General features: G+C 74.4%; 15 protein-coding genes. 6 read left to right on the plus strand and 9 right to left on the minus strand.

Annotated features, from left to right (window positions below; translation table 11 throughout):
• Nucleotides 1–3: 3 nt before the first annotated feature.
• Nucleotides 4–975: a hypothetical protein gene (locus tag IW256_RS26400; RefSeq protein ID WP_197013525.1), complete on the minus strand. Its 972-nt coding sequence runs from the start codon at nucleotides 973–975 to the stop codon at nucleotides 4–6.
• Nucleotides 976–1,419: 444 nt separating this feature from the next.
• On the opposite strand from IW256_RS26400, the gene sepH reads away from it, so the two are divergent.
• Nucleotides 1,420–3,189 (plus strand): septation protein SepH, encoded by a 1,770-nt coding sequence (sepH, locus tag IW256_RS26405; protein WP_197013526.1) that lies wholly within the window; start codon nucleotides 1,420–1,422, stop codon nucleotides 3,187–3,189.
• A 37-nt stretch (nucleotides 3,190–3,226) separates the two neighbouring features.
• Here sepH and IW256_RS26410 read toward each other — a convergent pair whose 3' ends face one another.
• Together IW256_RS26410 and IW256_RS26415 are read right to left on the minus strand one after the other, a co-directional pair.
• Nucleotides 3,227–4,735 (minus strand): PH domain-containing protein, encoded by a 1,509-nt coding sequence (locus IW256_RS26410; RefSeq protein WP_307829097.1) that lies wholly within the window; start codon nucleotides 4,733–4,735, stop codon nucleotides 3,227–3,229.
• On the minus strand, nucleotides 4,732–5,292 hold the full coding sequence (locus tag IW256_RS26415) for a PH domain-containing protein (protein ID WP_307829098.1): 561 nt from the start codon (nucleotides 5,290–5,292) through the stop codon (nucleotides 4,732–4,734). Before IW256_RS26415 ends, IW256_RS26410 begins: the two co-directional genes overlap by 4 nt.
• Before the next feature lie 339 nt (nucleotides 5,293–5,631).
• Here IW256_RS26415 and IW256_RS26420 point away from each other — a divergent pair, with 339 nt between their 5' ends.
• Together IW256_RS26420 and IW256_RS26425 are read left to right on the plus strand one after the other, a co-directional pair.
• Nucleotides 5,632–6,624 (plus strand): ATP-binding cassette domain-containing protein, encoded by a 993-nt coding sequence (locus tag IW256_RS26420; protein ID WP_197013527.1) that lies wholly within the window; start codon nucleotides 5,632–5,634, stop codon nucleotides 6,622–6,624.
• Nucleotides 6,625–6,685: 61 nt separating this feature from the next.
• Nucleotides 6,686–7,504 carry an ABC transporter permease gene (locus tag IW256_RS26425; RefSeq protein ID WP_307829100.1) on the plus strand — a complete coding sequence of 273 codons (819 nt, stop codon included), beginning with the start codon at nucleotides 6,686–6,688 and terminating at the stop codon, nucleotides 7,502–7,504.
• Between the two features lie 52 nt (nucleotides 7,505–7,556).
• Here IW256_RS26425 and IW256_RS26430 read toward each other — a convergent pair whose 3' ends face one another.
• Together IW256_RS26430 and IW256_RS26435 are read right to left on the minus strand one after the other, a co-directional pair.
• On the minus strand, nucleotides 7,557–10,982 hold the full coding sequence (locus tag IW256_RS26430; RefSeq protein WP_197013528.1) for an AfsR/SARP family transcriptional regulator: 3,426 nt from the start codon (nucleotides 10,980–10,982) through the stop codon (nucleotides 7,557–7,559).
• Nucleotides 10,983–11,097: 115 nt separating this feature from the next.
• Complete coding sequence (locus IW256_RS26435; protein WP_197013529.1) at nucleotides 11,098–12,459, minus strand: NAD(P)/FAD-dependent oxidoreductase; 1,362 nt, start codon at nucleotides 12,457–12,459, stop codon at nucleotides 11,098–11,100.
• A 392-nt stretch (nucleotides 12,460–12,851) separates the two neighbouring features.
• On the opposite strand from IW256_RS26435, the gene IW256_RS26440 reads away from it, so the two are divergent.
• From IW256_RS26440 to IW256_RS41480, 3 genes are all read left to right on the plus strand, one after another.
• A complete protein-coding gene (locus tag IW256_RS26440) occupies nucleotides 12,852–13,436 on the plus strand; it encodes a YbhB/YbcL family Raf kinase inhibitor-like protein (protein WP_231403935.1) in 585 nt (194 codons plus the stop codon).
• A gap of 297 nt (nucleotides 13,437–13,733) precedes the next feature.
• Nucleotides 13,734–16,067 (plus strand): hypothetical protein, encoded by a 2,334-nt coding sequence (locus IW256_RS26445; RefSeq protein WP_197013530.1) that lies wholly within the window; start codon nucleotides 13,734–13,736, stop codon nucleotides 16,065–16,067.
• A 200-nt stretch (nucleotides 16,068–16,267) separates the two neighbouring features.
• Nucleotides 16,268–18,688, plus strand: coding sequence for a SulP family inorganic anion transporter (locus IW256_RS41480; RefSeq protein WP_231403936.1), 2,421 nt, complete (start codon nucleotides 16,268–16,270; stop codon nucleotides 18,686–18,688).
• A gap of 41 nt (nucleotides 18,689–18,729) precedes the next feature.
• Here IW256_RS41480 and IW256_RS26455 read toward each other — a convergent pair whose 3' ends face one another.
• The 4 genes from IW256_RS26455 to IW256_RS26470 form a co-directional block, all read right to left on the minus strand.
• Nucleotides 18,730–18,945: a hypothetical protein gene (locus IW256_RS26455; RefSeq protein ID WP_197013531.1), complete on the minus strand. Its 216-nt coding sequence runs from the start codon at nucleotides 18,943–18,945 to the stop codon at nucleotides 18,730–18,732.
• A 169-nt stretch (nucleotides 18,946–19,114) separates the two neighbouring features.
• The gene (locus IW256_RS26460) at nucleotides 19,115–19,717 is read right to left on the minus strand and encodes a class I SAM-dependent methyltransferase (RefSeq protein ID WP_197013532.1); all 603 of its coding nucleotides are present in this window, start codon (nucleotides 19,715–19,717) and stop codon (nucleotides 19,115–19,117) included.
• Between the two features lie 67 nt (nucleotides 19,718–19,784).
• A complete protein-coding gene (locus IW256_RS26465) occupies nucleotides 19,785–20,765 on the minus strand; it encodes an NAD-dependent epimerase/dehydratase family protein (protein WP_197013533.1) in 981 nt (326 codons plus the stop codon).
• A 41-nt stretch (nucleotides 20,766–20,806) separates the two neighbouring features.
• The gene (locus tag IW256_RS26470; protein WP_197013534.1) at nucleotides 20,807–21,403 is read right to left on the minus strand and encodes a TetR/AcrR family transcriptional regulator; all 597 of its coding nucleotides are present in this window, start codon (nucleotides 21,401–21,403) and stop codon (nucleotides 20,807–20,809) included.
• Between the last annotated feature and the right edge of the window lie 171 nt (nucleotides 21,404–21,574).

Genomic DNA, 21,574 nt, shown 5'->3' on the forward strand with positions numbered 1-21,574 from the left:
CGGTCAGCCCGGAGGCGCTCCGGTGGACCCCGTGCCGCCGCCGTCCTGCTCACCGCCCGAGCCTCCGCCGGGCGCCGTGGGACCGGTGGGCTCCGGCGCCGGGGATGTCGGCCCGGACGTCGGCGCCTGCGTCGGCCCTCCCGGCTCGGGCGCGCCGGAGCCACCGGAGGTGGGAACCGGGGCGGGGGTCCCGTCCGGACCCGCCGGGGCGGTGGTCCCGGGAGCGGGCGTGGGCGTCCCGCTCGGCTGCGGCGGCTCGCGCGTTCCCTCCGGGGAGGGCGCGGGCGTGCGACGGCCGCCGGACCCGTCCCCGAGGTTGCCCCAGGTCGTCCCCTTGCCGTCGTTGGCCCCGACCCAGCCGGACGCGGGCCGGTCGGTGATCTTCTCCATCACCGTGATCCCCGCCATGACGACCGCGAAGACGGCGGCCGACGAGACCGCCAGGAGGGCCCACCGCCGCCTGGCCCAGCGCAGTGTGTCGCCGAGCGCGTCCCGCCGGGCCGCCCGGCGCACGGAACGTTCGACGGCCGCGGGACCGCCCGCCGCCGCCTCCAGCTCGTCGGCCACGCTCTCGGCGGGCGTACGGTCGACCCTGGTCACGTTCGGGTCACCGTGACGGGGTGGTGGCAGGGGAAGGTCCAGGCGGGTGGCGCCGGGGTCGCCGCCGGGCAGGACGATCGTACGGGTCGGGTCCGCGCTGGTGGCCTCGGCCGCGGCGTGGCCCGCGAGGGCCTCGTCGCGGGCGCCGGCACGCAGGGTCCCGTGCCCGTGCGCCCGATCCTTGATCTGCTCCCTGCCCCGGTCGAGGAAGTGCTTGCAGACCGCGGCGCCCGCCGTCGAGGCGACGCTCATGAAGGCGGCGCCGAGGATGGTCCCGTAGACCCCCAGGAAGGACGCCCCCACAGCGGCGGCCAGCGTGGCCAGCCCGCCGGCGGCCAGCTGCGTGGCGCTCAGATCAGGCACCTTGCGCCGCATCGCCTCTTTCCCCCGTTTCGGTCGACCAGAACAAGACCTCCTCACCGGAACTATCGGCATCATCACGATGTTCCTGGCGCCCGCGTGACGCTCCGCACGGTGAAACCCTGGAGCGTCATCGCCCCTTCGGGCACAGTGTGGAAAAGGTTCCACAAGGAACGGGTAGGGCGACCCCCGGCGGACCCCGGCGACGGCAAGCTTGCTCAGTGCCCTCTTCGGCCTCGTGAAGAGGGTTTCGAGAGCGGCGATGTTCGGACATGCCGGGTACGGTGCTGGCAGCAGGTGTGTCCGAAAGAGAGACTCGGGAACCCGGGGGAAGGACACGCATGCGCCCTCGGTGGGCACCGAACGACCTGCCGGCACGAGCCCGCGCGTTGGGGGCTCGGGGCCGCGCGGGCGGTTCGGCACCCTCCGGTGCCGTCGGGAAGGGCAGGAAGGACACGCATGCAGGAGCTGCGCCTCGTCGCGGTCAGCGAGGACGGTACGTACCTCGTCCTGGCCACCGCGGGCCGAGGCACCCGGTTCACCCTGCCCGTCGACGATCGGCTGCGCGCAGCGGTCCGTGGGCACTTCTCCCGCCTCGGCCAGTTCGAGATCGAAGTGGAGAGTCCCTTGCGCCCCAAGGAGATCCAGGCCCGGATCCGGGCCGGCGAGACCGCCGAGGAGATCGCCGAATCGGCCGGCATCCCGGTGGAACGCGTCCGCTGGTTCGAGGGCCCGGTCCTGCAGGAACGCGAGTACATGGCCCAGCAGGCGCAGCGGGTCCCGGTGCGCCGGCCCGGCGAGTCCACGCCGGGCCCTCCCCTGGGCGAGACGGTCGAGGAACGCCTCGGCCGCGGCGGGGTCGACCTCGAAGAGGCCGAATGGGACGCCTGGAAGTGCGAGGACGGCACCTGGCGGGTCCGCCTGTCCTTCTTCGACAACGGCCGCCCGCACGCCGCCGAGTGGGTCTTCGAGCCGCGCCGCCGCCATGTCTCCCCGCTGGACGAGGTCGCCGCGCGGCTGACCGCCGTGGAGTGGGACGACGAAGCGCTGGGCGACACCGTCACGCCGCTGGTGCCGCGGCGGCCCTCCATGAAGGTCGTCTCCGACAGCCGTGACCTGGCCGTCCCGCCGGCGCGCGGCATCGGCTTCGAGCCGGAGGCGGGCGGCGAGCGGCCGGCCGACCTGAGGCAGGAGCCGCCGCTGCGCGCCGCCGAGCCCAGGCGCGAGTACATCGTCGAACGGGGCCGCTTCGCCGAGCCGCGCCCGCTGCCGGCCGCCCAGGACCGCGAGCCGCCGCTCGCCTCGCGACCGGCCGCCCGGCCCGTCCAGGAGACCTCCCAGGAGCCGCCGGAGGAGCCGGCCCTCGAGGCGGAGGAGCTCCCGGGGGGCGACACCGAGGACCGTACCGCCGACGCCTCCGCGCCGGCGGACGCCGCCGAGCCCGCCGCCGAGGCCGCGACCGCGGAACCGGCGGAGGACACCGCCGGGGACGCCGCCGAGGCGCCGGAGACCGCACCGGGCGGCGAGCAGGGCACCGGAGCGGCCGAGGCCCAGGACACCGCCGAGCAGCCCGCCGGGACCGGCGCGGCGGCCTCGCAGGACGACGCACCCGAGCCCGAGGGCGGGGAGGCCGCCGCCGAGGCGCCGGAGACCCCCGCCGGGCCGGAGGACGAGGTCGCCGACGAGACCTCACCCGCCGAGGACGCGGCCGAGGACGCGGCCCGGACCGAGACCGGCACCGAGAACGAGGACGAGAGCGAGGGCGAGGGCGAGGGCGAGGGCGAGGCCCCCGCCGCCGAAGAGGCACGGCAGGAGGGCCCCGCCGAGGAGCCGGCCCAGGAGCCGGCCGAGCAGCCCGCCGGTGAACCCGCGGCGAAGGAGGAGGCACCGGCCGAGGCCGGCGCCGCCGCCGGGCGGACGGCGGCCGACGAGGTCCCGCCGCAGGTGAACGAGGACCCGGCCGGGCGGGAGACCGCGCAGCCCGCCCCCAAGCCGCAGCGGTCCCCGCACCGGGAGGCCGCCCGCGCACCGGCGAAGAAGAAGGCCCCGGCACGCCCGTCCATGCCCCCGGCTCCGGTCGACAAGCCGGCCGGCTCGCCCGCCGCGGCGGCGGGCGACGCCCCGGCCGGGCCGCAGCGGCCCGCGCGCAACCGCCGCAAGGCCAAGGGCAAGCGCGCCTCCGTCCCGTCCTGGGACGAGATCATGTTCGGCGCCCGCCGCCCCGACTGAGCCGCGGCCCCGGACGAGGCGGCCGGGCGCGGCCCGCTCAGTTCCCGGGTGCGGGCGCCGCGTCCCCGGGCGTAGGCGCCGCGTCCCCGGGCGTAGGCGCCACCGCGGGCGCCGCGTCCCCGGCCAGGAACGGCCGGACCCAGGCGGGCGTGATCCCGGCGGCGAACGCCACGGCGTCCTCCTCGGCCATGTCCACGGACGGGTAGCCGCCCTCCCCCGCGCCCACCGCGACGAAGAGCGTGGCCAGGCCGAGCCGCCGCTGGAAGAGCGTCTGGCGGACGCGCCAGCCGACCACGGCGGCATGGTCGACCACGACCTGGCGGCGGCGCAGCGACCCCGACCGCACCGAGAGCCGGATCCCGTCGGTGGCGTGCCCCAGCTGCCGGTAGCGGTCCAGCCCGAGCGGCACGGCGAGCACCGCCGCCACCAGGCACCCGTACAGGACCAGGGGCTGCCCGGCCAGGAGGGCGAGCGCCCCCGCCCCGAGCGGGGGCGCGACCGCGCGGACGATCCGCCGGCCGCGCGCGGCGGGCGGGTGCGGCACCAGCGGTCCCGGTACGGTGCCGAGGACCCGGCCCGCCACGTCCATCGCGATCGCGCGCGGCGCGGCCGGGAAGAGCCGGCCCCGCTGCACCGCGTCACCCAGCCCCGTGACCAGGGCGCCGAGCCGGACCACCTTGGCGAGCCGCTCGAACGGGTTGTCCGACAGCTCCACCCCGCGGACCCGGCGGCGTTCCAGCGAGACGTCACGGCGGGTGATCAGCCCGCGTTCGGCCACCACCGACCCGTCCCGCGCGTACAGCCGGAAGTCCCAGTTGAACGCGGCGAAGGCCAGCGTCGACATCACCGGCATCGCCAGCAGGGCCAGCACGACCAGCCCGATCACGACGGGCGTGGGCAGGCCGACCAGGTCGTGCCCGAGCGCGGCCAGCCGCTCCTGGGTGACCAGGCCGAGGTCGTCGCTCAGGTTGTAGAGCGTCCCCAGCAGGCTGCCCGCCAGCGCGAAGGGGGTGAGCAGGTAGGCGCCGCTGAGCGGGGCGTACACGAACCAGCGCGGCGGCATCCGGGCCAGCTCGCGCCGCGGCTCGGGCCCGGCCCGGCCGAGCAGGACGTCGCGCAGCCGTTCGGCCTCCTGCCGGGAGACCGCGTTCAGCTCCCCCTCGCCCCCGTCGGCCCCGGCGTCGATGTGCACGATGGCCAGGCGCAGCATCCGGTGCGGGACCGTGGCGCTGATGTCCACGCCGCGGATCCGGTCGCGCGGGATGGTCTTCACCGACCGCCCGACCAGGGCCCGCCGCAGCTCGATGCGGTCCTCGTACAGGGCGTAGGTGAACGTGGCCCAGGTGACCACGTGGACGACCAGGCCGACCGCGAGGCCGGCCAGGGCGAAGTAGAACGCGGTGGACAGCCCGCCCACCACCAGGCCCGTCGCGCCGGCCGCCAGCAGCGCCGCCAGCTCGCGGGTGGCGCCGACGACGAACGTCATCGGATGGAGCCGCGCGATCCGCACCGCGTTGCGCGGCGGCAGGGCGGCGCGGACGCTCACGTCGCGTCGTCGCGGAGGTCGTGCGCCCGGTGGGCCAGGTCCTCCGCGAGCCGGGTGGCCACCGCGACCGGCAGCCCGGAGACCTCCGAGGAGCCGGTGTGCGAGGCGGTATTGATCTTGATGGTGGCCAGGGCCAGCAGCCGCTCGATCCACCCCTGCCGGGTGTCGACGGTCTGGATGCGGCTCACCGGGATCAGCAGCCATTCGCGGCTGAACCAGCCCGTGCGGGTGTAGACCACATCGGCGCTGACCTCCCAGCGGTGCACCCGGTACCGCCACACCGGGGCGACGGCGACCATGAGCAGGCCCACCACGCCCGTCAGGGCGGGCAGCGACCAGACGCGGGTCTCCAGCCAGCCGGGCACGCCCGTCCAGCCCGCCCCGTCGATCCAGGCGGCCACGCCCCAGGCCAGGCCGAGGCCCAGGCCCCACAGCAGGGCCGCCTCGAGCGCCCAGTGGGCGATCGCGCGGGGCGACACCCGGTGCGCGGGCGGCCTCAACCGCGGCGGGTGCGGCGCCCCGCCGTCGGGTCGATGGGTGGGCCGCACCGCCGTCACGGTCACGAGTCTAGGCCGTTCTCCCAAGTCCCGGCTCGCGCCTCACCGGCCCGGGCGAGCGCGGCGCCGCTTCGCGGACCGCCGGAGCGCCCGCGTCCGGCGCGCACTTTCCGGTCGCGTCTCCCTTGTGCGCACGTGGTCTCAGGGTTCTGTGCGCATGCGGTCTCAGGGTTCTGTCAGTGCCGGATGCGAGAGTGGGAAAGGAATCAGCGTGCTGTCAGCCGACTGCCAGCACGGGCGGCGAAACTGGACGCACGGTGTTCCGCACACCCGCAGGGTCGGTGCGGAACGCCCTTCCGGGCAAGGGGACGCCCGGTTCACCACACCCTTGGAGATCACATGACCTATGCCATCCAGGCGGAGGGCCTGGAGAAGCGCTTCGGTACGACCCAGGCGCTGGCCGGGGTCTCGTTCACCGCCGAGACGGGGACGGTCCTGGGCGTGCTCGGCCCCAACGGCGCGGGCAAGACCACCGCCACCCGCGTCCTGGCGACACTGATCGAGCCCACGGCGGGCAGCGCCCGGGTCGGCGGTCACGACGTGGTCAAGGAGGCCCACCTGGTGCGGCAGCTGATCGGCCTCACCGGCCAGTACGCCGGTGTGGACGAGATGCTGACGGGCACCGAGAACCTCATCCTGATCGGGCGGCTGCTCGGCCTGTCCAGGTCGCGGTCCCGGGCCCGCGCCGCCGAGCTGCTGGAGCGCTTCCAGCTCACCGAGGCCGCCGAGCGGCCCGCCAAGACCTACTCGGGCGGGATGCGCCGCCGCCTCGACCTGGCCGCCAGCCTGGTCGGACGGCCGCAGATCCTGTTCCTGGACGAGCCCACCACCGGCCTCGACCCGCGCAGCCGCAACGGCCTGTGGGACATCGTGCGCGGGCTGACCGACGACGGCGTCACGGTGCTGCTGACCACGCAGTACCTGGAGGAGGCCGACCAGCTGGCCGACGACATCGTGGTGATCGACCGCGGCCGGGTCATCGCGCACGGCACCTCCGACGCCCTCAAGGCCCAGGTCGGCGGCCAGGTGCTGGACGTCCGCGCGGTGCACGAGGCCGACAACGTGACCGTACGGCGGATCGTCGCAGACCTGGCCGGGACCGCTCCGGACGTCCGCGACGGCCTGGTCTCGGTGCCGATCACCGATCCGGCGATCATGCCGGCCGCGGTCCGCCGGCTGGACGAGGCGGGGGTCACCCTCGCCGAGCTGTCGCTGCGCAAGTCCAGCCTGGACGAGGTCTTCTTCGCCCTCACCGGCCACCACACCGACGAGGTCGAGGCCGAGGCCGGCGAGTCCGCCGAGGCCGGGACCAAGGAAGGGGCCCCCGTATGACGGGCGGCACGAACGGAACGCGGCGCCGCCCGGCGCCGCGCGGACGAAAGGGAGAGACGGCGTGAGCGCGCCAGGAATCGCGGCACCGGCGCCGCAGCAACTGTCCCGGCGGGTGTCGCCGGGCACCGCCGCACGCAACATCGGCACCCTGGCCTGGCGCAACCTGGTGCAGATCAAGCACAACCCGATGGAACTGCTGGACCTCAGCATCCAGCCGATCATGTTCGTGCTGCTGTTCGCCTACGTGTTCGGCCCGTCGATGGCCGGCAGCGTCGAGGCGTACCTGCCGGTGGTGATCCCGGGGATCATCGCGCAGAACGCGCTGTTCGCCGGGATGAGCACCGGGTTCGGCCTCAACACCGACATCACCAAGGGCGTGTTCGACCGGTTCCGCAGCCTGCCGATCTCGCGCACCGCCCCGCTGGCCGGCCGGATCATCGCCGACACCACCAAGCAGGCGTGGTCCATGGTGGTCCTGCTCGCGGTGGGGTTCGCGATCGGTTTCCGGATCGAGACCGGCCCGCTGGCGCTGGTCACCGCGTTCCTCCTGCTGCTGAGCTTCGCGGTGCTGTTCTCCTGGACGTCGGTCTTCATCGCGATGAAGGTGAACGAGCCGGAGAAGGTGCAGATCTTCGGCTTCGTGGTGATCTTCCCGCTGAGCTTCCTCAGCACCGCGTTCATCCCGAGCACCGACCGGATCCCCGGCGGGGTGGCCTGGCTGATGGACAACAGCCCGGTGACCCACCTGGTCGAGGCGATGCGCGGCCTGCTGGTCGGCGGGCCGGTCATGGAGCACGCGCTGATCGCGCTGCTCTGGGGGGCGGCGATCTCGCTGGTGTTCGCCCCCCTGTCCCTGCGCGCCTTCAAGCAGCGCGCCTGATCCGACCGATCCGACCGGTCGGACCCGCCGGACGCCCGGCTCCGCGGCCCCTCTAGGGGCCGGCCGCGGGGCCGGGGGTGGGGGCCTCCGGGCGTTCCAGGCCGAAGTCGGCCAGGACGTCGTCGAACGTCTTGGCCCGGCCGCGCCGGTAGGCGGCCTCGAAGGCGCCGTCGCCGAGGGCCCGGCGCGCGGCCTCCTCGATCTCCGCCGCCTCCGGGCGGGACAGGTCGGTGATGCCGCGCAGGTTCCGGGCGGCGCCGAGCAGCAGGGCGGCGCGCTCCGGGTCGCCCTCGTACCGGGCGAGGTCGGCGTGGGCGACCAGGATCTGGGCCATGCTCGGGCGGTCCAGCAAGGGCAGGACCGAGGCCAGGGCCTCGTCCAGGCTCCGGCGGATGGTCTCGGGGTCGCCCTCCGGGATCTCCAGATGCGCCCGGGAGACCGTGACCATGGCGCGGAACTGGGGTGGGAGGTGAAGGTCCGCGGACAGCCGCTCGGCCCGTCCCAGGCGACGGGCCGCCTCGGCGACGTCGCCCGCGTGCCGGGCGAACTCGGCGTACAGGTGCTCCAGCATCACCGTGATCTCTTTGGCCGCCAGCCGCTCGGCGTCCCGGAAGGCCGAGTCCAGGGTGCGCACGGCCCGGTCCCGCTCCCCGTCCAGGAACAGCGCGTGCGCCAGCAGGGCGCGGGTGTGGATGAACATGCCCTGGCCGTTGCCGAGCGGCGCGCTGATCCGCAACGCCTCCTCGTACAGGCCGGCCGACCGGCGGTGCTCGCCCCGCCAGACGAGGACCTCGGCCTGCGCGGTGAGCGCGAAGGCCAGGCCCCAGCGGTCCCCCGCCTCCCGGAAGGCGTTCATGGCGAGGGCGAAGTCCTCGTCCACCTCCTTCACGCGGCCGAAGTTGACGGCGATCTGCCCGTGGGCGAAGTGCGCGATCCCCCGGACCCAGGGGTCCGGGTCGTCCAGGAGCGGCCTGACGAGCTCCTGCGCCCGCTCGTTCCATCCCCCGAGGTACAGCTCGATCGTCCCGAGCATCATGCGCAGCACGGGGTGGGACGGCTCGCCGTCGATCGCGTCGCAGATGGCCCGGGCCCGCTGCGCCCATCCCCCGCTCTCGCTGTTCGTCCACGGGCCATCGAAGACGTGCAGGATCCCCAGCGCGAACGCGCTCGCGGTGGTGTGGTCCTCGGGAAGGCCGGGCATCGCCAGGACCTCCCGGTAGTACTCCGCCACCTCGCTGCTCGCGCCCCGCAGGAACCAGTACCAGCCGAGCGCGGAGCAGAACCGCGCCGCCAGGGGCGCGTCACCGGCGGCCATCGCCCAGCGCAGCCCCGCGTGCAAGTTGTCGTGCTCGGCCCTCAGCCGCCCCACCCAGAACAGCTGGTCATGGCGGAACAGGCGGGGTTCGGCGGTCTGGGCCAGCTCGGCGAAGTACTCGGCGTGCGCCCGCCGTACCCGTTCCTCCTCCCCCGCGTCCACCAGGCATTCCATCCCGTACGCGCGGATGGTCTCCAGCATCCGGTAGCGCGGGAGCCGGGCACCGCCGGCTCCGCCGTTCCCGCCGTCCTGGCCGGGCCCGCCGTCCTCGGTGACGACGACCAGTGACTTGTCGACCAGCGCGGTGAGGGTGTCCAGGACGTCGGCCGGGTCGAGCTCGGGCCCGGCGCAGACCCGTTCGGCGGCGTCCACGGTGGCGCCGCCGGCGAAGACCGCCAGCCGCCGCCACAGCGCCTGCTCGGCCTCGTCCAGCAAGTCCCAGCTCCACCCCACGACGGCCCGCAGCGTCTGGTGGCGGGGAAGCGCCGTACGGCTGCCGCGGCCCAGCAGCCGGAACCGGTCGCCCAGGCGGGCGGCCATCTGCTCGGGCGTCATGGCGCGCAGCCGCACCGCGGCCAGCTCGGTCGCCAGCGGCATGCCGTCCAGGGCGCGGCAGATCCGCACGACCGGTCCGACGTTGTCCTCGGTCACCGCGAACCCCGGCGAGACCGCCGCCGCCCGGTCCGCGAGCAGCCGCACCGAGTCGTAGGTCACGGCCTCGGCCGCCCCGGCGTCCGGGGGCGGCGGCGCCAGCGGCCCGACCGGCCAGAGCGTCTCGCCGGTGATGCCGAGCGGCTCGCGGCTGGTCGCCAGCACCCGCACGCCGGGGCAGCCGGCCAGTACCCGGTCGGCCAGCCGGGCCGCCGCGTCGAGCAGGTGCTCGCAGTTGTCCAGCACCAGCAGCAGCCGCTTGCCCGCCAGCGCGGCGGCCAGCCGGTCCAGGGGATCGGCCGACTCGGCGACCACGATCCGCCGGTAGCCCGCCGGGACCAGCATGGTCTCGCGCAGCCCGAGCGCCGCGAGGGCGGCCAGGGGCACCTCGTCGGGATCGGTGACCGGGGCCAGCTCGACCACCCAGACACCGTCGGGCATCAGGTCGCGCTGCCGTTCGGCCGCCTCCAGGGACAGCCGGGTCTTGCCCGCGCCGCCCGGCCCGGTCAGGGTGAGCAGGCGCTGCTCCGCCAGGATCCGCCGTACCCGTTCGAGGTCGTCGTCGCGGCCGATGAAGCTGGTGAGACGGGCCCTCAGGTTGCCTGGCACGCCGTCCCCGCCGTCCCCCGCGCGCCTCGCGGGCCGGGACGGCCCGAACGAGTCGGACGGGTCGGACGGGTTGGACGGGTTGGACGGGTTGGACGGGTCGGGCGGGTCGGACGGGTCGGCGGCGTCCTCGAACGGGCGGGACCCCGCCCGGCCGGGCCCGGGGACCGCGGCGGGAAGGAGCGCGGGATCCTGGCGCAGGACGGCAAGGTGAAGCGCCTCCAGCTCAGGGGACGGGCTCACTCCCAGCGCCTCGGCGAGCACGCCCTTCACCGACTCGTACTCCGCCAGCGCCTCGGCCTGCCCGCCGGCCCCGTACAGCGCGCGGATCAGCCGGGCCCGCAAGGGCTCGCGCAGGGGCTCGGCGACGGCCATCGCCCGCAGTTCCGGGATCAGCTCGGCGTGGCGGCCCAGCTCCAGGTCGGCGTCGATCCGCTCGTCCAGGGCCGCGCGGCGCAGGCCCTCCAGCCGGGCGGCGGGCCCTTCGGCGAACGGCAGCCCGGCCGTGTCGGCGAGCGCCGCGCCGCGCCAGAGCGCGAGGGCGGCCCGCAGCTCCGCCGACCGCGCGCCGGGCCCGGCCGCCCGGCGCGCGGCGAGCACCCGGGCCTCGAACTCGTGGGCGTCCACCGCCTCGCGCGGCACCACCAGCCGGTACGCCCCGGGCCGCGACTCGACCCGCTCCCGCCCGATCACCGACCGCAGCCGGGAGACCAGGGACTGGAGCGCGTTGGGCGCGGTGGCGGGCGCTCGATCCTCCCAGAGGTCGTCGATGATGCGCTCGGCGGGGAGCATGCGCCCCGCGTCCAGGGCCAGCAGGGTCAGCAGAGCCCGCAGCCGCGCGCCCCCGACCTCGAGGGGACGGCCCTCCACGGCCGCTTCCAGTGGCCCCAGGATCCGGATCCGCACCCGTCGATTGTCCCCCACCCCTCACGACCCCGTTCGTTTCACGCCGAATGCGACGCCCCGACGATCCCATGGACCGTCGGGGCGTCGCATACGGAATTCCGCCGGGGCGGACGGGTCAGGCCGCCCTCTCCTTGGCCTTGACGTCGGCCATGGCGGCCAGCTCGAAATCGGCGCGCGGCTGCTCGATGCTGCCCAGCGAGACGGTCTCGCGCTTGAAGAACAGCGCGAGCGTCCAGTCGGCGAGCACCCGGACCTTGCGGTTGAAGGTCGGCACCCGGGACACGTGGTACGTGCGGTGCATCAGCCAGGCGGGGAAGCCCTTGACCTTGAACCCGTAGGTGTTGGCCACGCCCTTGTGCAGGCCGAGGCCGGCCACCGAACCCACGCTGTTGTGCACGTACGGCTTGAGGGACTTGCCCCGCAGCGAGCGCACCAGGTTGTCGGCGAGGACCTTGGCCTGGCGGACGGCGTGCTGCGCGTTCGGGGCGCAGTACATGCCCTCCTGGGTGAGGTCGGGCACCGCGGCGTTGTCGCCGGCGGTGAACGCCCGCACGGCGCCTTCGACGGTGAGGTACTCGGTGGCCTTGACCTGACCCCGCTCGTTCAGCGGGAGGTCGGAGTTGCGCACCACCGGGGACGCCTTGACGCCCGCGGTCCACACCAGGGTGCCGGCCGGGAACTCGCTGCCGTCCGAGCACTCGATGACGCCGCCCACAGCGGACTGCAGGTACGTCTTGAGCTTGACGTCGATCCCGCGCCCGCGCAGCTGCTCGGCGGTCCACCTGCCCATCTCGGGGCCGACCTCGGGCAGGATGCGGTCGGCGGCCTCGATGAGGACGAACCGCAGGTCCTCGGCGGTGACCTTGCGCATGTACTTGACCGCGCCGCGGGCCATGTCCTCCAGCTCGGCCAGCGCCTCCACGCCGGCGAAGCCGCCGCCGACGAACACGAAGGTGAGCGCCTTGCGGCGGATCTCCTCGTCGTCGGTGGACTCGGCGATCTCCAGCTGGGCCAGCACGTGGTTGCGCAGGTGGATGGCCTCACCGATGGTCTTGAAGCCGATGCCGTGCTCGGCCAGGCCCGGGATCGGCAGCGTGCGCGACACCGATCCGGCGGCCATGACCAGGTAGTCGTAGGAGATCCGCTCCGGCGGCCCGGCCAGCGGCTGCACGATGGCCCATCGCTCGCCGTGGTTCAGCTCGGTCACCTTGGCGTTGCGCACGGTGCAGCGCGGCAGCACCCGGCGCAGCGGGGCGACGACGTGCCGGGGCGAGACGTTCCCCGCTGCGGCCTCGGGCAGGAACGGCTGGTACGTCATGTACGAGTTGGGGTCGACGATGGTGATCTTGACTTCGTCGCGCTTGAGCTCGCGGCGGAGCTTCTTCTGCAGTCGCAGTGCCGTGTACATGCCCACGTAGCCGCCACCCACGATGAGGACGTGGGGAGCGCCAGGGGTGCCCTCGGCGGTCCTGGCCATTGCGGCCTCCTAAGTCACGGTCGGCTTGTGAAGACATTCACAAGCTACCCCATGGACCCCGCCGAACACCAATCGACCACCAAGGAAGAACAGTAAAACTTCTCAGTCCGGCAAGATGGACCGCTGCTTCCGAGTGAAATACGCCACTCCTTCGCAATGAATCGGACTCTAGCCACCATACGTCGCATGATTAACGTCACAGTGCCGATGTGGAAGCTTCGCGGCGGTGTGACCCGCCGCCGGGAATGGCCGGTGCCCAGGGCGGCGAACCTCTAAGGTGGGGCGGACGGGGAGGAGGCGCCGACCGGGAGGTGCGCGCCACCACGACGACCGCCCAGACGAAGGGAATCCGGCCGAGCGCGGCGTACGATCTCGCCTCGGGGAGCGTAGCGATGATGAGCAAAGACCGGCGTCCGATCCCGGCCGCGGCGGGCGCCCTCGCGCTCGCCGGCGCCCTGGTCCTCAGCGGCTGCGGGCTGATCGGCCAACCGCAGACCAGCAGCGCCGAACTGTCGGAGTGGTTCACCGTGACCAGCCCGGTCTTCCGCGATGGGCGCGACTTGCCCACGCGGTACGGCTGCACGAAGTACCCTGGCGGCGTCGGCGCCACCCCGCCGCTGCGGTGGTCGGGCACCCCCGCGGGCACCCGGTCGTTCGCGATCGTCATGGACGACCCGGACGCCGCCACGGGCGCGCACGTCCACTGGGTGATCGCCGGCATCGACGGAACCACGCAGCAACTGGTCGAAGGCGCCCGGTTGCCCAAGACCGTCGAAGGGCTGAACACCAGCGAGAAGGTGGGCTACACCCCGCCGTGCCCGCCCGAGGGCGAGCGGCACCGGTTCCGCTTCACCATCTACGCGCTGGACACCGAGGTTCCGTTCCGCAACGGTGCGCCACTGAAGGAATCCCTGGGCGCCATCGCCAAGCACACGGTGGGACGGGGCCGGATCACCGGGAACTTCGGGAGCAACTAGTCGCGTTGACCGGGCGGCCACGGGACGGGGTCGTCACCGGGCGCCAGGTCAGGGCGGACCCCTCGGGGGGCTGGAAACCGAAAGGGGCGTACGGATGGGCCGGTTCGGGCGGATGCGCCGGGTTGGCCAATCGGTGCGCGCCGTGTGAGGGTAGATGTGCGCGAAAGGTGTGACAACGGTCATAGCGGTCGGCGAGACTCGGTTTAGATCCGTCGAACCCCGGCCGCTGGCGATAATCGGGACGATCCCGGGGGCCGCGCTGGCGTCTCTCGCCGGACCAAGGCATTGGGTGGTGGCATGACTTCTATGATCGTGGTCTTCGGCCTCATTGTGGTCGTGGTCCTGGTGGTCGTCCTGGTGGCCTTGGGCCTGCGGGCCAGCCGCGCCGGACGTGACGACGACGATGACTGGATGGCCGACGAGAAGGCGCCGCGCGGGCGCCGGTCCGCCCCGCCCCCGGAGGAGGTGGCCGACGACGGCTACGGCCCCGGATACGAGGGCGGCGGCTACGAGGAGCCCTACGACGGCGGCTACGAGGACGGCTCCTACGGTCCCGGCGGCCAGCCCGACCAGGAGTACGACCGCCGCGTCGCCGGCGGCCCGGGCCCGGGCCCTGGCCCGCTCTCCGCGCCGACCCCCGCCCCGGCACCGCCCGCCCCCAGCGGATCGGGCAGTGACGAGATGGAGGACGACGACTACTGGGCCACCATCACGTTCGACAAGCCCAAGTTCCCCTGGCAGCACGACAAGGCGCAGGAGGACATGCCCGACCCCGCCGCCGACCCGCTGAACGCGCGCGGCGACGACGCCATGCCCGGTGAGCCGATGCCCGGCGAGCCCGTGCACGAGCACCCCATGCACGCGCAGGGGGACCCGATGCACGCCCAGCGCCCCGAACCGCCCGCGCCCGCCGAGCCGATGCTGACGCAGCCGGTCTCGATGGGCGACATGCCCGGCCAGTTCGGCGGCACCGGCCCGCTCGGCGCTCCCGGCGTTCCCGGCGGACCGGGCGGCCAGGGCGGTCAAGGAGGCCAGGGCACCGGTGCGCACGGCGGCCTCGCCGCCGCGGCCGGGCCCGCCGGTGGCGACTACGGCCCCGCCGACTACGGCCAGAGCGACTACGGTCCCGCCGACTACGGCCAGGGCGACTACGGCTCGACCGGCCCCCAGCCGCTGGGATCGCAGCAGCCCTCCTCCCCCTTCCCGCCGCCTCCGGGCTCCCCGCCGCCGCCCGCGGCGCCCCAGCCGTCCTCGCCGTACGGCGGCGACCACGGCCTCGGCGGCCCGTACGGCGGCGACCCCGGCGCGACCGCGGGCGACCCGCTGTCGGCCGACCCGCTCGGGCAGTCCCCGGGCACCGGTTCGCAGGGCTCCTACGGCGGCGGCTCCGACTACCGGTCGCCGGACTACGGCTCCCCGGAGCCGTCCTACGGTTCCGGGCCGGGGCTCGACCAGCCGTCCTACGGCGGGAGCGACCTGTCCTCCTACCTTCCGTCCTCCCCCTCCCCCTCGCCGTCCGACACGGGCGGGACCGGTGACCCGCTGGGCGGCCGGACGGGCGCGGCCGCGGGCCCGCCCCCCTCGTCCTCGCGGCCCGACGCGTTCGGGGACCCGCGCAACTCCGACCCCCTCGGCCTTCCACTCGGCCGCGCCGACGAGCAGCCGGGCCGCGGCTACGGCGACTCCGGGCTCGGCTCCCACGCCGAGCCGCCCCGTCCCGCCGAGCCTCCCCGACCGGCCGAGCCCGCGGTCCCGGCCGCGTCCGGCGGCTACGGCGGCCCGCCGGCCGACACCGACGGCCACAAGCTGCCGACCGTGGACGAGCTGCTCCAGCGCATCCAGCACGACCGGCAGCGCTCGACGGGGCCGGGCGGCGACCCGGGCTCCGGCTCGGGGCTCCCGGACTCGGGCGGCTCGTACGGCGGCGGCTCGCTGAACGACCCGCTGAGCGACCCGCTGGGGTCCTCGTCCTCGCCCTCGCCCTCGTACGGCTCCGGGGGGTCGACCGGGTCCACGGGCCCGTGGTCGCCTCCGCCCGGGTCGGGCGGCTCGGGCTATGGCGGCGACACCGCGGGGTCCGCTCCGGGGCTCTCAGGGCTTCCCGGGTCCACCTCCGGGTACGGCGGCTCCGGCCAGGGCGGGCAGAGCGACGGTTACCCGACCGCCCCGGCCTACGGCGACTCGCCGCGCTACGACGACCCGCTCAACACCGGCCGCGACTCCTACGGGTCGTTCGGCGACTCCGGCTCGGGCCTGGGCTCGGGGTCCGGGAGCGAGGCCGGCCGTTACGGCGACTTCAGCGGCAGCAGCTACAACGGCGGCACCGAGTCCGACACCGGCTCGGGCGGCGGCCTGGGATCGGGTCCGGGCGGCTCGCCGCCCTACGGCGACCCCGGCGCCACGCAGGCCTACGGCGGCGACCCGAACGCCACCCAGGCGTACGGCGGCGGCTACTACGGCTCGCAGGGCGGCGGCCAGGGCGGCTACCCCGGAGCCCCGGGCGCCCCGGGTCCCCAGGGGTCGTCGCCCAGTGACACCGGCGGGACGTACGGGTCCTCCTACCCCAACGGCAACACCGACCCCAACCGGCAGCCGGACGACTGGGAGAACCACCGCGACTACCGCCGCTGACCGGCGGCCCGCGGCGAGCACGAGCACGACCACGAGGCGGGGCCCACCCTGACAGGGGTGGGCCCCGCCTCGTGTCATCTCCTCACAGTGCCGGTCACTGCCGGTCTCACCTGCGGGTCTCACCTGTCCGTCTCGCGCGGGCAGGCGACCTGTGTCATCACGACGAACCGGCGGACCGCCGTGGTTGCATACGCTAGGTGATGAAGAAACTACTTGTCGTATCGACCTGGCGCCACGACCTGCTCGCCTCGTTCGTGGTCTTCCTGGTCGCCATCCCGCTGTCGCTGGGGATCGCGGTGGCCTCCGGCGCGCCGATGGCGGCCGGCCTGATCGCCGCCATCGTGGGCGGCATCGTGGCCGGGCTGGCCGGAGGCTCGCCGTTGCAGGTCAGCGGCCCGGCCGCCGGCCTCACCGTCATCGTCGCCGATCTCGTCCAGACCTACGGGTGGCGGGCCACCTGCACGATCACCCTGCTCGGCGGGCTCGTACAGCTTCTCCTGGGCGCGTGCCGGGTGGCCCGTACGGCGCTGGCGGTGTCGCCGGCCGTGGTGCACGGCATGCTCGCGGGGGTCGGCGTGGTCCTGGTCCTGGCGCAGTTGCACGTGGTCCTCGGCGGCAGCCCGCAGCACTCCGCGCTGATCAATCTGCGGGATCTGCCGGGGCAGCTGTCGTCCTCGCATTCCCACGCGACGCTGCTCGGCCTGCTGACCATCGCCGTCCTGCTGCTGTGGCCGCGGCTGAGCAGGGCGGGCGGGCCGGTCGCGGCGGTGGTCCGCTGGATCCCCGGGCCGCTGCCCGCGATCGCGCTGGCCACCCTGGTCGCGTGGCTGCTGGCGTGGGACGCCCCGCGGGTCGACCTGCCCGAGACGCTGCTGTCCGCGTGGCATCCGCCCGCGCTGCCGCGGGGCCCGCTGCCCGAGGTGGTCGGCGCGGTGGTGGCGATCGCGGTGGTGGCGGCGGTGGAGTCCCTGCTGTGCAGCGTGGCGATCGACCGGAGGCGCCCCGCCGGGGTGCCGCGCGCCGACCTCGATCGGGAGCTGATCGGCCAGGGCGCGGGCAACACCGTCTCCGGGTTGCTGGGCGGCCTGCCCGTCGCCGGGGTGATCGTCCGCAGCTCGGCCAACGTGGAGGCGGGCGCCCGCACCCGGAGGTCCACGGTGCTGCACGGGGTGTGGGTACTGGTGCTGGCGATGTCGTGCGGCCCGGTCATCGAGCAGGTGCCGCTGGCCGCGCTGGCGGCGCTGCTGGTCGCGCTGGGCGTGAAGATGATCGACACCGCCCGGGTGCGCGACCTGCGCCACCACCGGGAGGCCACGGCGTACTTCGCCACCCTGCTGGGCGTGGTGTTCCTCGGGCTGGGCGAGGGGGTGCTGCTGGGCATCGGCGTCATGGCGGTGCTGGCCCTGCGCAGGCTGACCCGCCTCACCGTACGGGTCGAGGAGGCCGTGCCGACCGCACCGGACGCCGGGGGCGCGGCGGCCACGGGCGTGCTGACCCACGCCGACGGCCCGCCGGTGTCCTCGGGCACCCTCACGCTTCCCGGGCCCGGCGCGGCGGGCACCGTGCCCGCGCCCGCGCCCGCGGAGACCGCCGCCGGTTCCGGTGATCCGCCGCCGGGCGGCCGGTGGCACGTGGTCGTCGAGGGGACGCTGACCTTCCTCGGAGTGCCGAAGGTGACCACGGTCCTGCGGCAGGTCCCGGGCGGGGCGGCCGTCGATCTGGACCTGAACGTGGACTTCATGGACCACGCGGCCTTCGAGGCCATCCACGAGTGGCGCCGCGCCCACGAACGCCTTGGAGGGAGGGTCGACATCGACGAGATTCACGAGTCTTGGTATGAAAGAGCGGTGACCGGAGATATGTCACCGCCGCGCAAGTCATCCCCGCCTGCCCGCTGGTGGGCTCCATGGGCGAATCGCCGACGGCGGCATGAAGTTCCCGAACTGGACGCGCCGGACGTGTCGCCCAGCGCGCTGCTGCTCGCGGGCGTCCGCGAGTACCACGGCCGTACGGCGCCGCTGGTCCGGCCCATCATGGCCGAGCTGGCCTTCGAGCAGAAACCCGAGCATCTGTTCATCACCTGCGTGGACTCGCGGGTGGTGCCCAACATCATCACGGCCAGCGGACCGGGCGACCTGTTCATCAACCGGAACGTCGGCAACCTGATCCCGCGCTACGGATCCCGTACCCACGACGACTCGGTGGCCGCGACCGTGGAGTACGCGACCAACGTCCTCGGCATCCGCACCATCACGGTGTGCGGCCACTCCAACTGCGGCGCCATGGCGGCGCTGCTGGCCGGGGGTTCCGAGGTCGGCCATCTGAGGTCCCTGTCGCGCTGGCTCAAGCACGGCAACCACAGCCTGGCCCGGTTCCTGGCCGCCGACCCGGGCGAGGACCCGCCCCTCACCCGGCTCTGCCAGATCAACGTGATGCAGCAGCTCGACAACCTGCTCACCTATCCCTGGCTGCGGGAGCGGGTGGAGGCCGGCGAGGTCGAACTGGTGGGTCTCTATCTCGATCTGGAGACCGCCAACGTGCACGTCCTGGATCCCGCCAGGGAGACCTTCGTCCCCGTTCCGGACGAGGCCCCCGAGGACGGCACCCGCGCGTTCCGCTGAGGCGGGCCGGGGGCCGTCCGGCGCGGACGGCCCCCGGGCGCTCAGTGATCGACGAGCCGGTCGCCGGCGCCGCGGAGGTCCATCTCGGCCATGGTGCCGCGGATGTACATCCCGCTCACGCGGCGCGCCCGCCGCGCGCTCCCGGTGGACGCCGGGAGGAACAGTGCGTCCCCCCGGCTCGCGCGGGCGAACTCGGCCAGGTAGACCAGCGAGGCCAGCAATCCGATGAGCCCGATCACGATCATCACGATGAACATCGGTGCTCCTCTCCGCGGGTCCGGCTCTCCGGTCCCGCCGTCACCGCCGATCTCCCCGGATCGATCGGCTCTACCTGAACGGTAGGTACGGCGGCGGCGACCGTTTGTGTCGTGTGACCCGAACACGGAGGGAAACCGAGAATTCCGCCTCTCTACGCGAGGAGGCGGTTCAGCGGACGGCTTCGAAGAGCGTCAGATGGGGAATCTCACGGCGCGTGACGTCGGAGAAGGCGGCGCCGAGGGCCCGCTCGACCCGGCCGAGCCGTTCCTCGGGCATCGCCAGCCTCCGCGCGATGGGGGAACGGCCGGTCCCGCCGTGCCAGGCGATCAGCACCCGCCCGCCGGGCCGCGTCACCCGGTACATCTCGGCGATCCCGGCCTCCAGGCGCGGCCACAGCCCCACGTTGTTCACCGACACCACGCAGTGGAACTCGGCGTCGGGGAACCCGGTGCTCTCGGCCGTGCCGACGCGCAGGTCGACCCGCCCGGCGGCGACCTGCCCGCGGTTGCGCCGGGCGGCGAACGCCCGCATCTGCGGGGACGGGTCGACCCCGCAGACCCGCCCCGCCGGGGAGGCGGCGAGCAGCCCGATCAGGCGGCCGGGCCCGTACCCGATCTCCAGCACCCGCTCCCCCGGCCGGACGTTGAGCAGCTCGAAGAGGTCCCCCTGCGGGTTGGTCCACCACATGAACAACCCGGCCAGCCGCCCGCGGAGCCCCAGGGGCAGGCCGAACGGGGAGCGCAGCGGCCGGTCCGAGGTCCATGGCGTCATGCCGCCCATGGTCCTTCCCTACCCCGCGGGGGCGGCCTCACCGTGAGGGGCCTCCCGGTGCGGCGAATCAGATGAGCGACGCCTCGATCCGCGGGTCGAGACCGACGACGGGCCGGTCGGGACGCTGCGGGGGCTCGCCGCCGATATCGCGCAACCACGCCCAGGTGTCGGCCACGGTGTCGATCAACGGGCGGCATTCGAGCCCGGCCGCGAGCGCTTTCGACACGTTCGCCTGGTGCAGGGCCTCGTGCGTCTCTCCCGGCGGCAGCCACATCGGCAGGTCCGTCCAGGGCTTCACGCCCGCCTCGATGATCCGTTCCGGCGGGACCCAGCGCGGTTCGGCGTCCGCGCCGGTGACGGCCACGCACGCGCCGAGCACGTCCTCCATGGTCACCGCGCCAGGCGGGCCCACCACGTCGTAGGCGCCGCCGAGGCCCGCCGCGGCGGCGTCGAGGCTCCACCCGGCCATGTCCCGGACGTCGACGTACTGGACCCCGCCCTCACGCGGACCGGGGGCGAGGAACGGGCCGCCCCGCGCGATCCGCCGCAGCCACCACGGCAGGCGCCCCACGTTCTCGTACGGGCCGATGATCAGGCCCGCGCGCACCAGCAGCGCCCGGTCGCCGAAACTCTCCAGGGCGGCCAGCTCGCCGCCGCGCTTGGCCTGCGCGTACCCGTCGGCGTCACCGGCGTCGGGCGACCCGTCCACCACGGGCGCGTCCTCGCCGGTCCCCGCCCCGGCCGGGAAGGCGTACACCGAGCGGCTGGAGACGTACACGTACCCGCCCGCCCGGCCGGCCAGGGTCCGCGCCGCGTCCCGGACCGCGGACGGGGCCCAGGACCAGGTGTCGACGACGAGGTCCCACTCGCCCCGCTCGATCGCCGCCAGCCCGCCCGGCTCCCGGCGGTCGCCGCGCAGCGCGGTCACGCCCTCCGGGGCCGGGTGCGTGCCGCGGTTGAACAGGCTGACCTCCCAACCGCGCGCCAGCGCCTCGTCCAGGTACGCCCGCCCGGCGAATTCGGTCCCACCCAAGATCAGCAGCTTCACCCGGCCACTGTGCCCGCCCGGCCCCCGCGCAGGGAACCCCATCACGCTCCGGGCGAACGCAGCCGCTCGAACGCCGCGTCCACCGCGCCGGCGAGCCGTTCCGGATCGCCCTCCGCGAGCGTGTGGCCGGCGTGGTAGCAGGCCACCCCGATCTCGGCGGCGAGGGTGGCGGTCTCGTGGCCGGCGCCGTTGCGGAGCAGCAGCGCGTACAGCGTCTCGGCGTAGCGGCGCTGCTTGGTCAGGCTGCGGGCGCGCAGTTCGGGATGCGCGGCCACGAGCCGCTCGTGGCGGCTGAACGCGTCGGGGTGCTCGGTCAGCCGCCGCGCGAACGTCACGACGACGTCGCGCAGGTGGGACAGGGCCGCGTCCAGGGAGTCCCCGATCGGGGCGGCGGCCTCGGCCCGGGCGGACTCGGCGCGGGCCGCCTCCTGGAGCCGGGTCGCGCCGAAGACGACCTCCTGCTTGTCGCCGAAGTGGCGGAAGAAGGTGGCCCGTCCCACCTCGGCCCGTTCGGCGATGTCGGCGACCGTCACGCCGTCGAAGCCCCGTTCGGCGAACAGCTCGTGGGCCGCCGCGATGATCGCCTCGCGCGCCCGCCGCCGTTTGCGGTCACGCAGCGAACCCTTTTCCGGCTCCATATGTCCAGTGTATGCAGCGGAAACCATCGTGATACCGGGTATCACCAGCGACCCGGTATCGGCTTCCTTCACGGTCCGGTGACCTGCCCGGTCCCGAGGATCCCGTAAAGTGGTGGCAGGTGTGCCGGGAAGTCTGGTCGGCGATTTTATGAGGCATTTGTCGACCTTTGG

The organism is Actinomadura viridis (assembly GCF_015751755.1).
Lineage (GTDB): Bacteria > Actinomycetota > Actinomycetes > Streptosporangiales > Streptosporangiaceae > Spirillospora > Spirillospora viridis.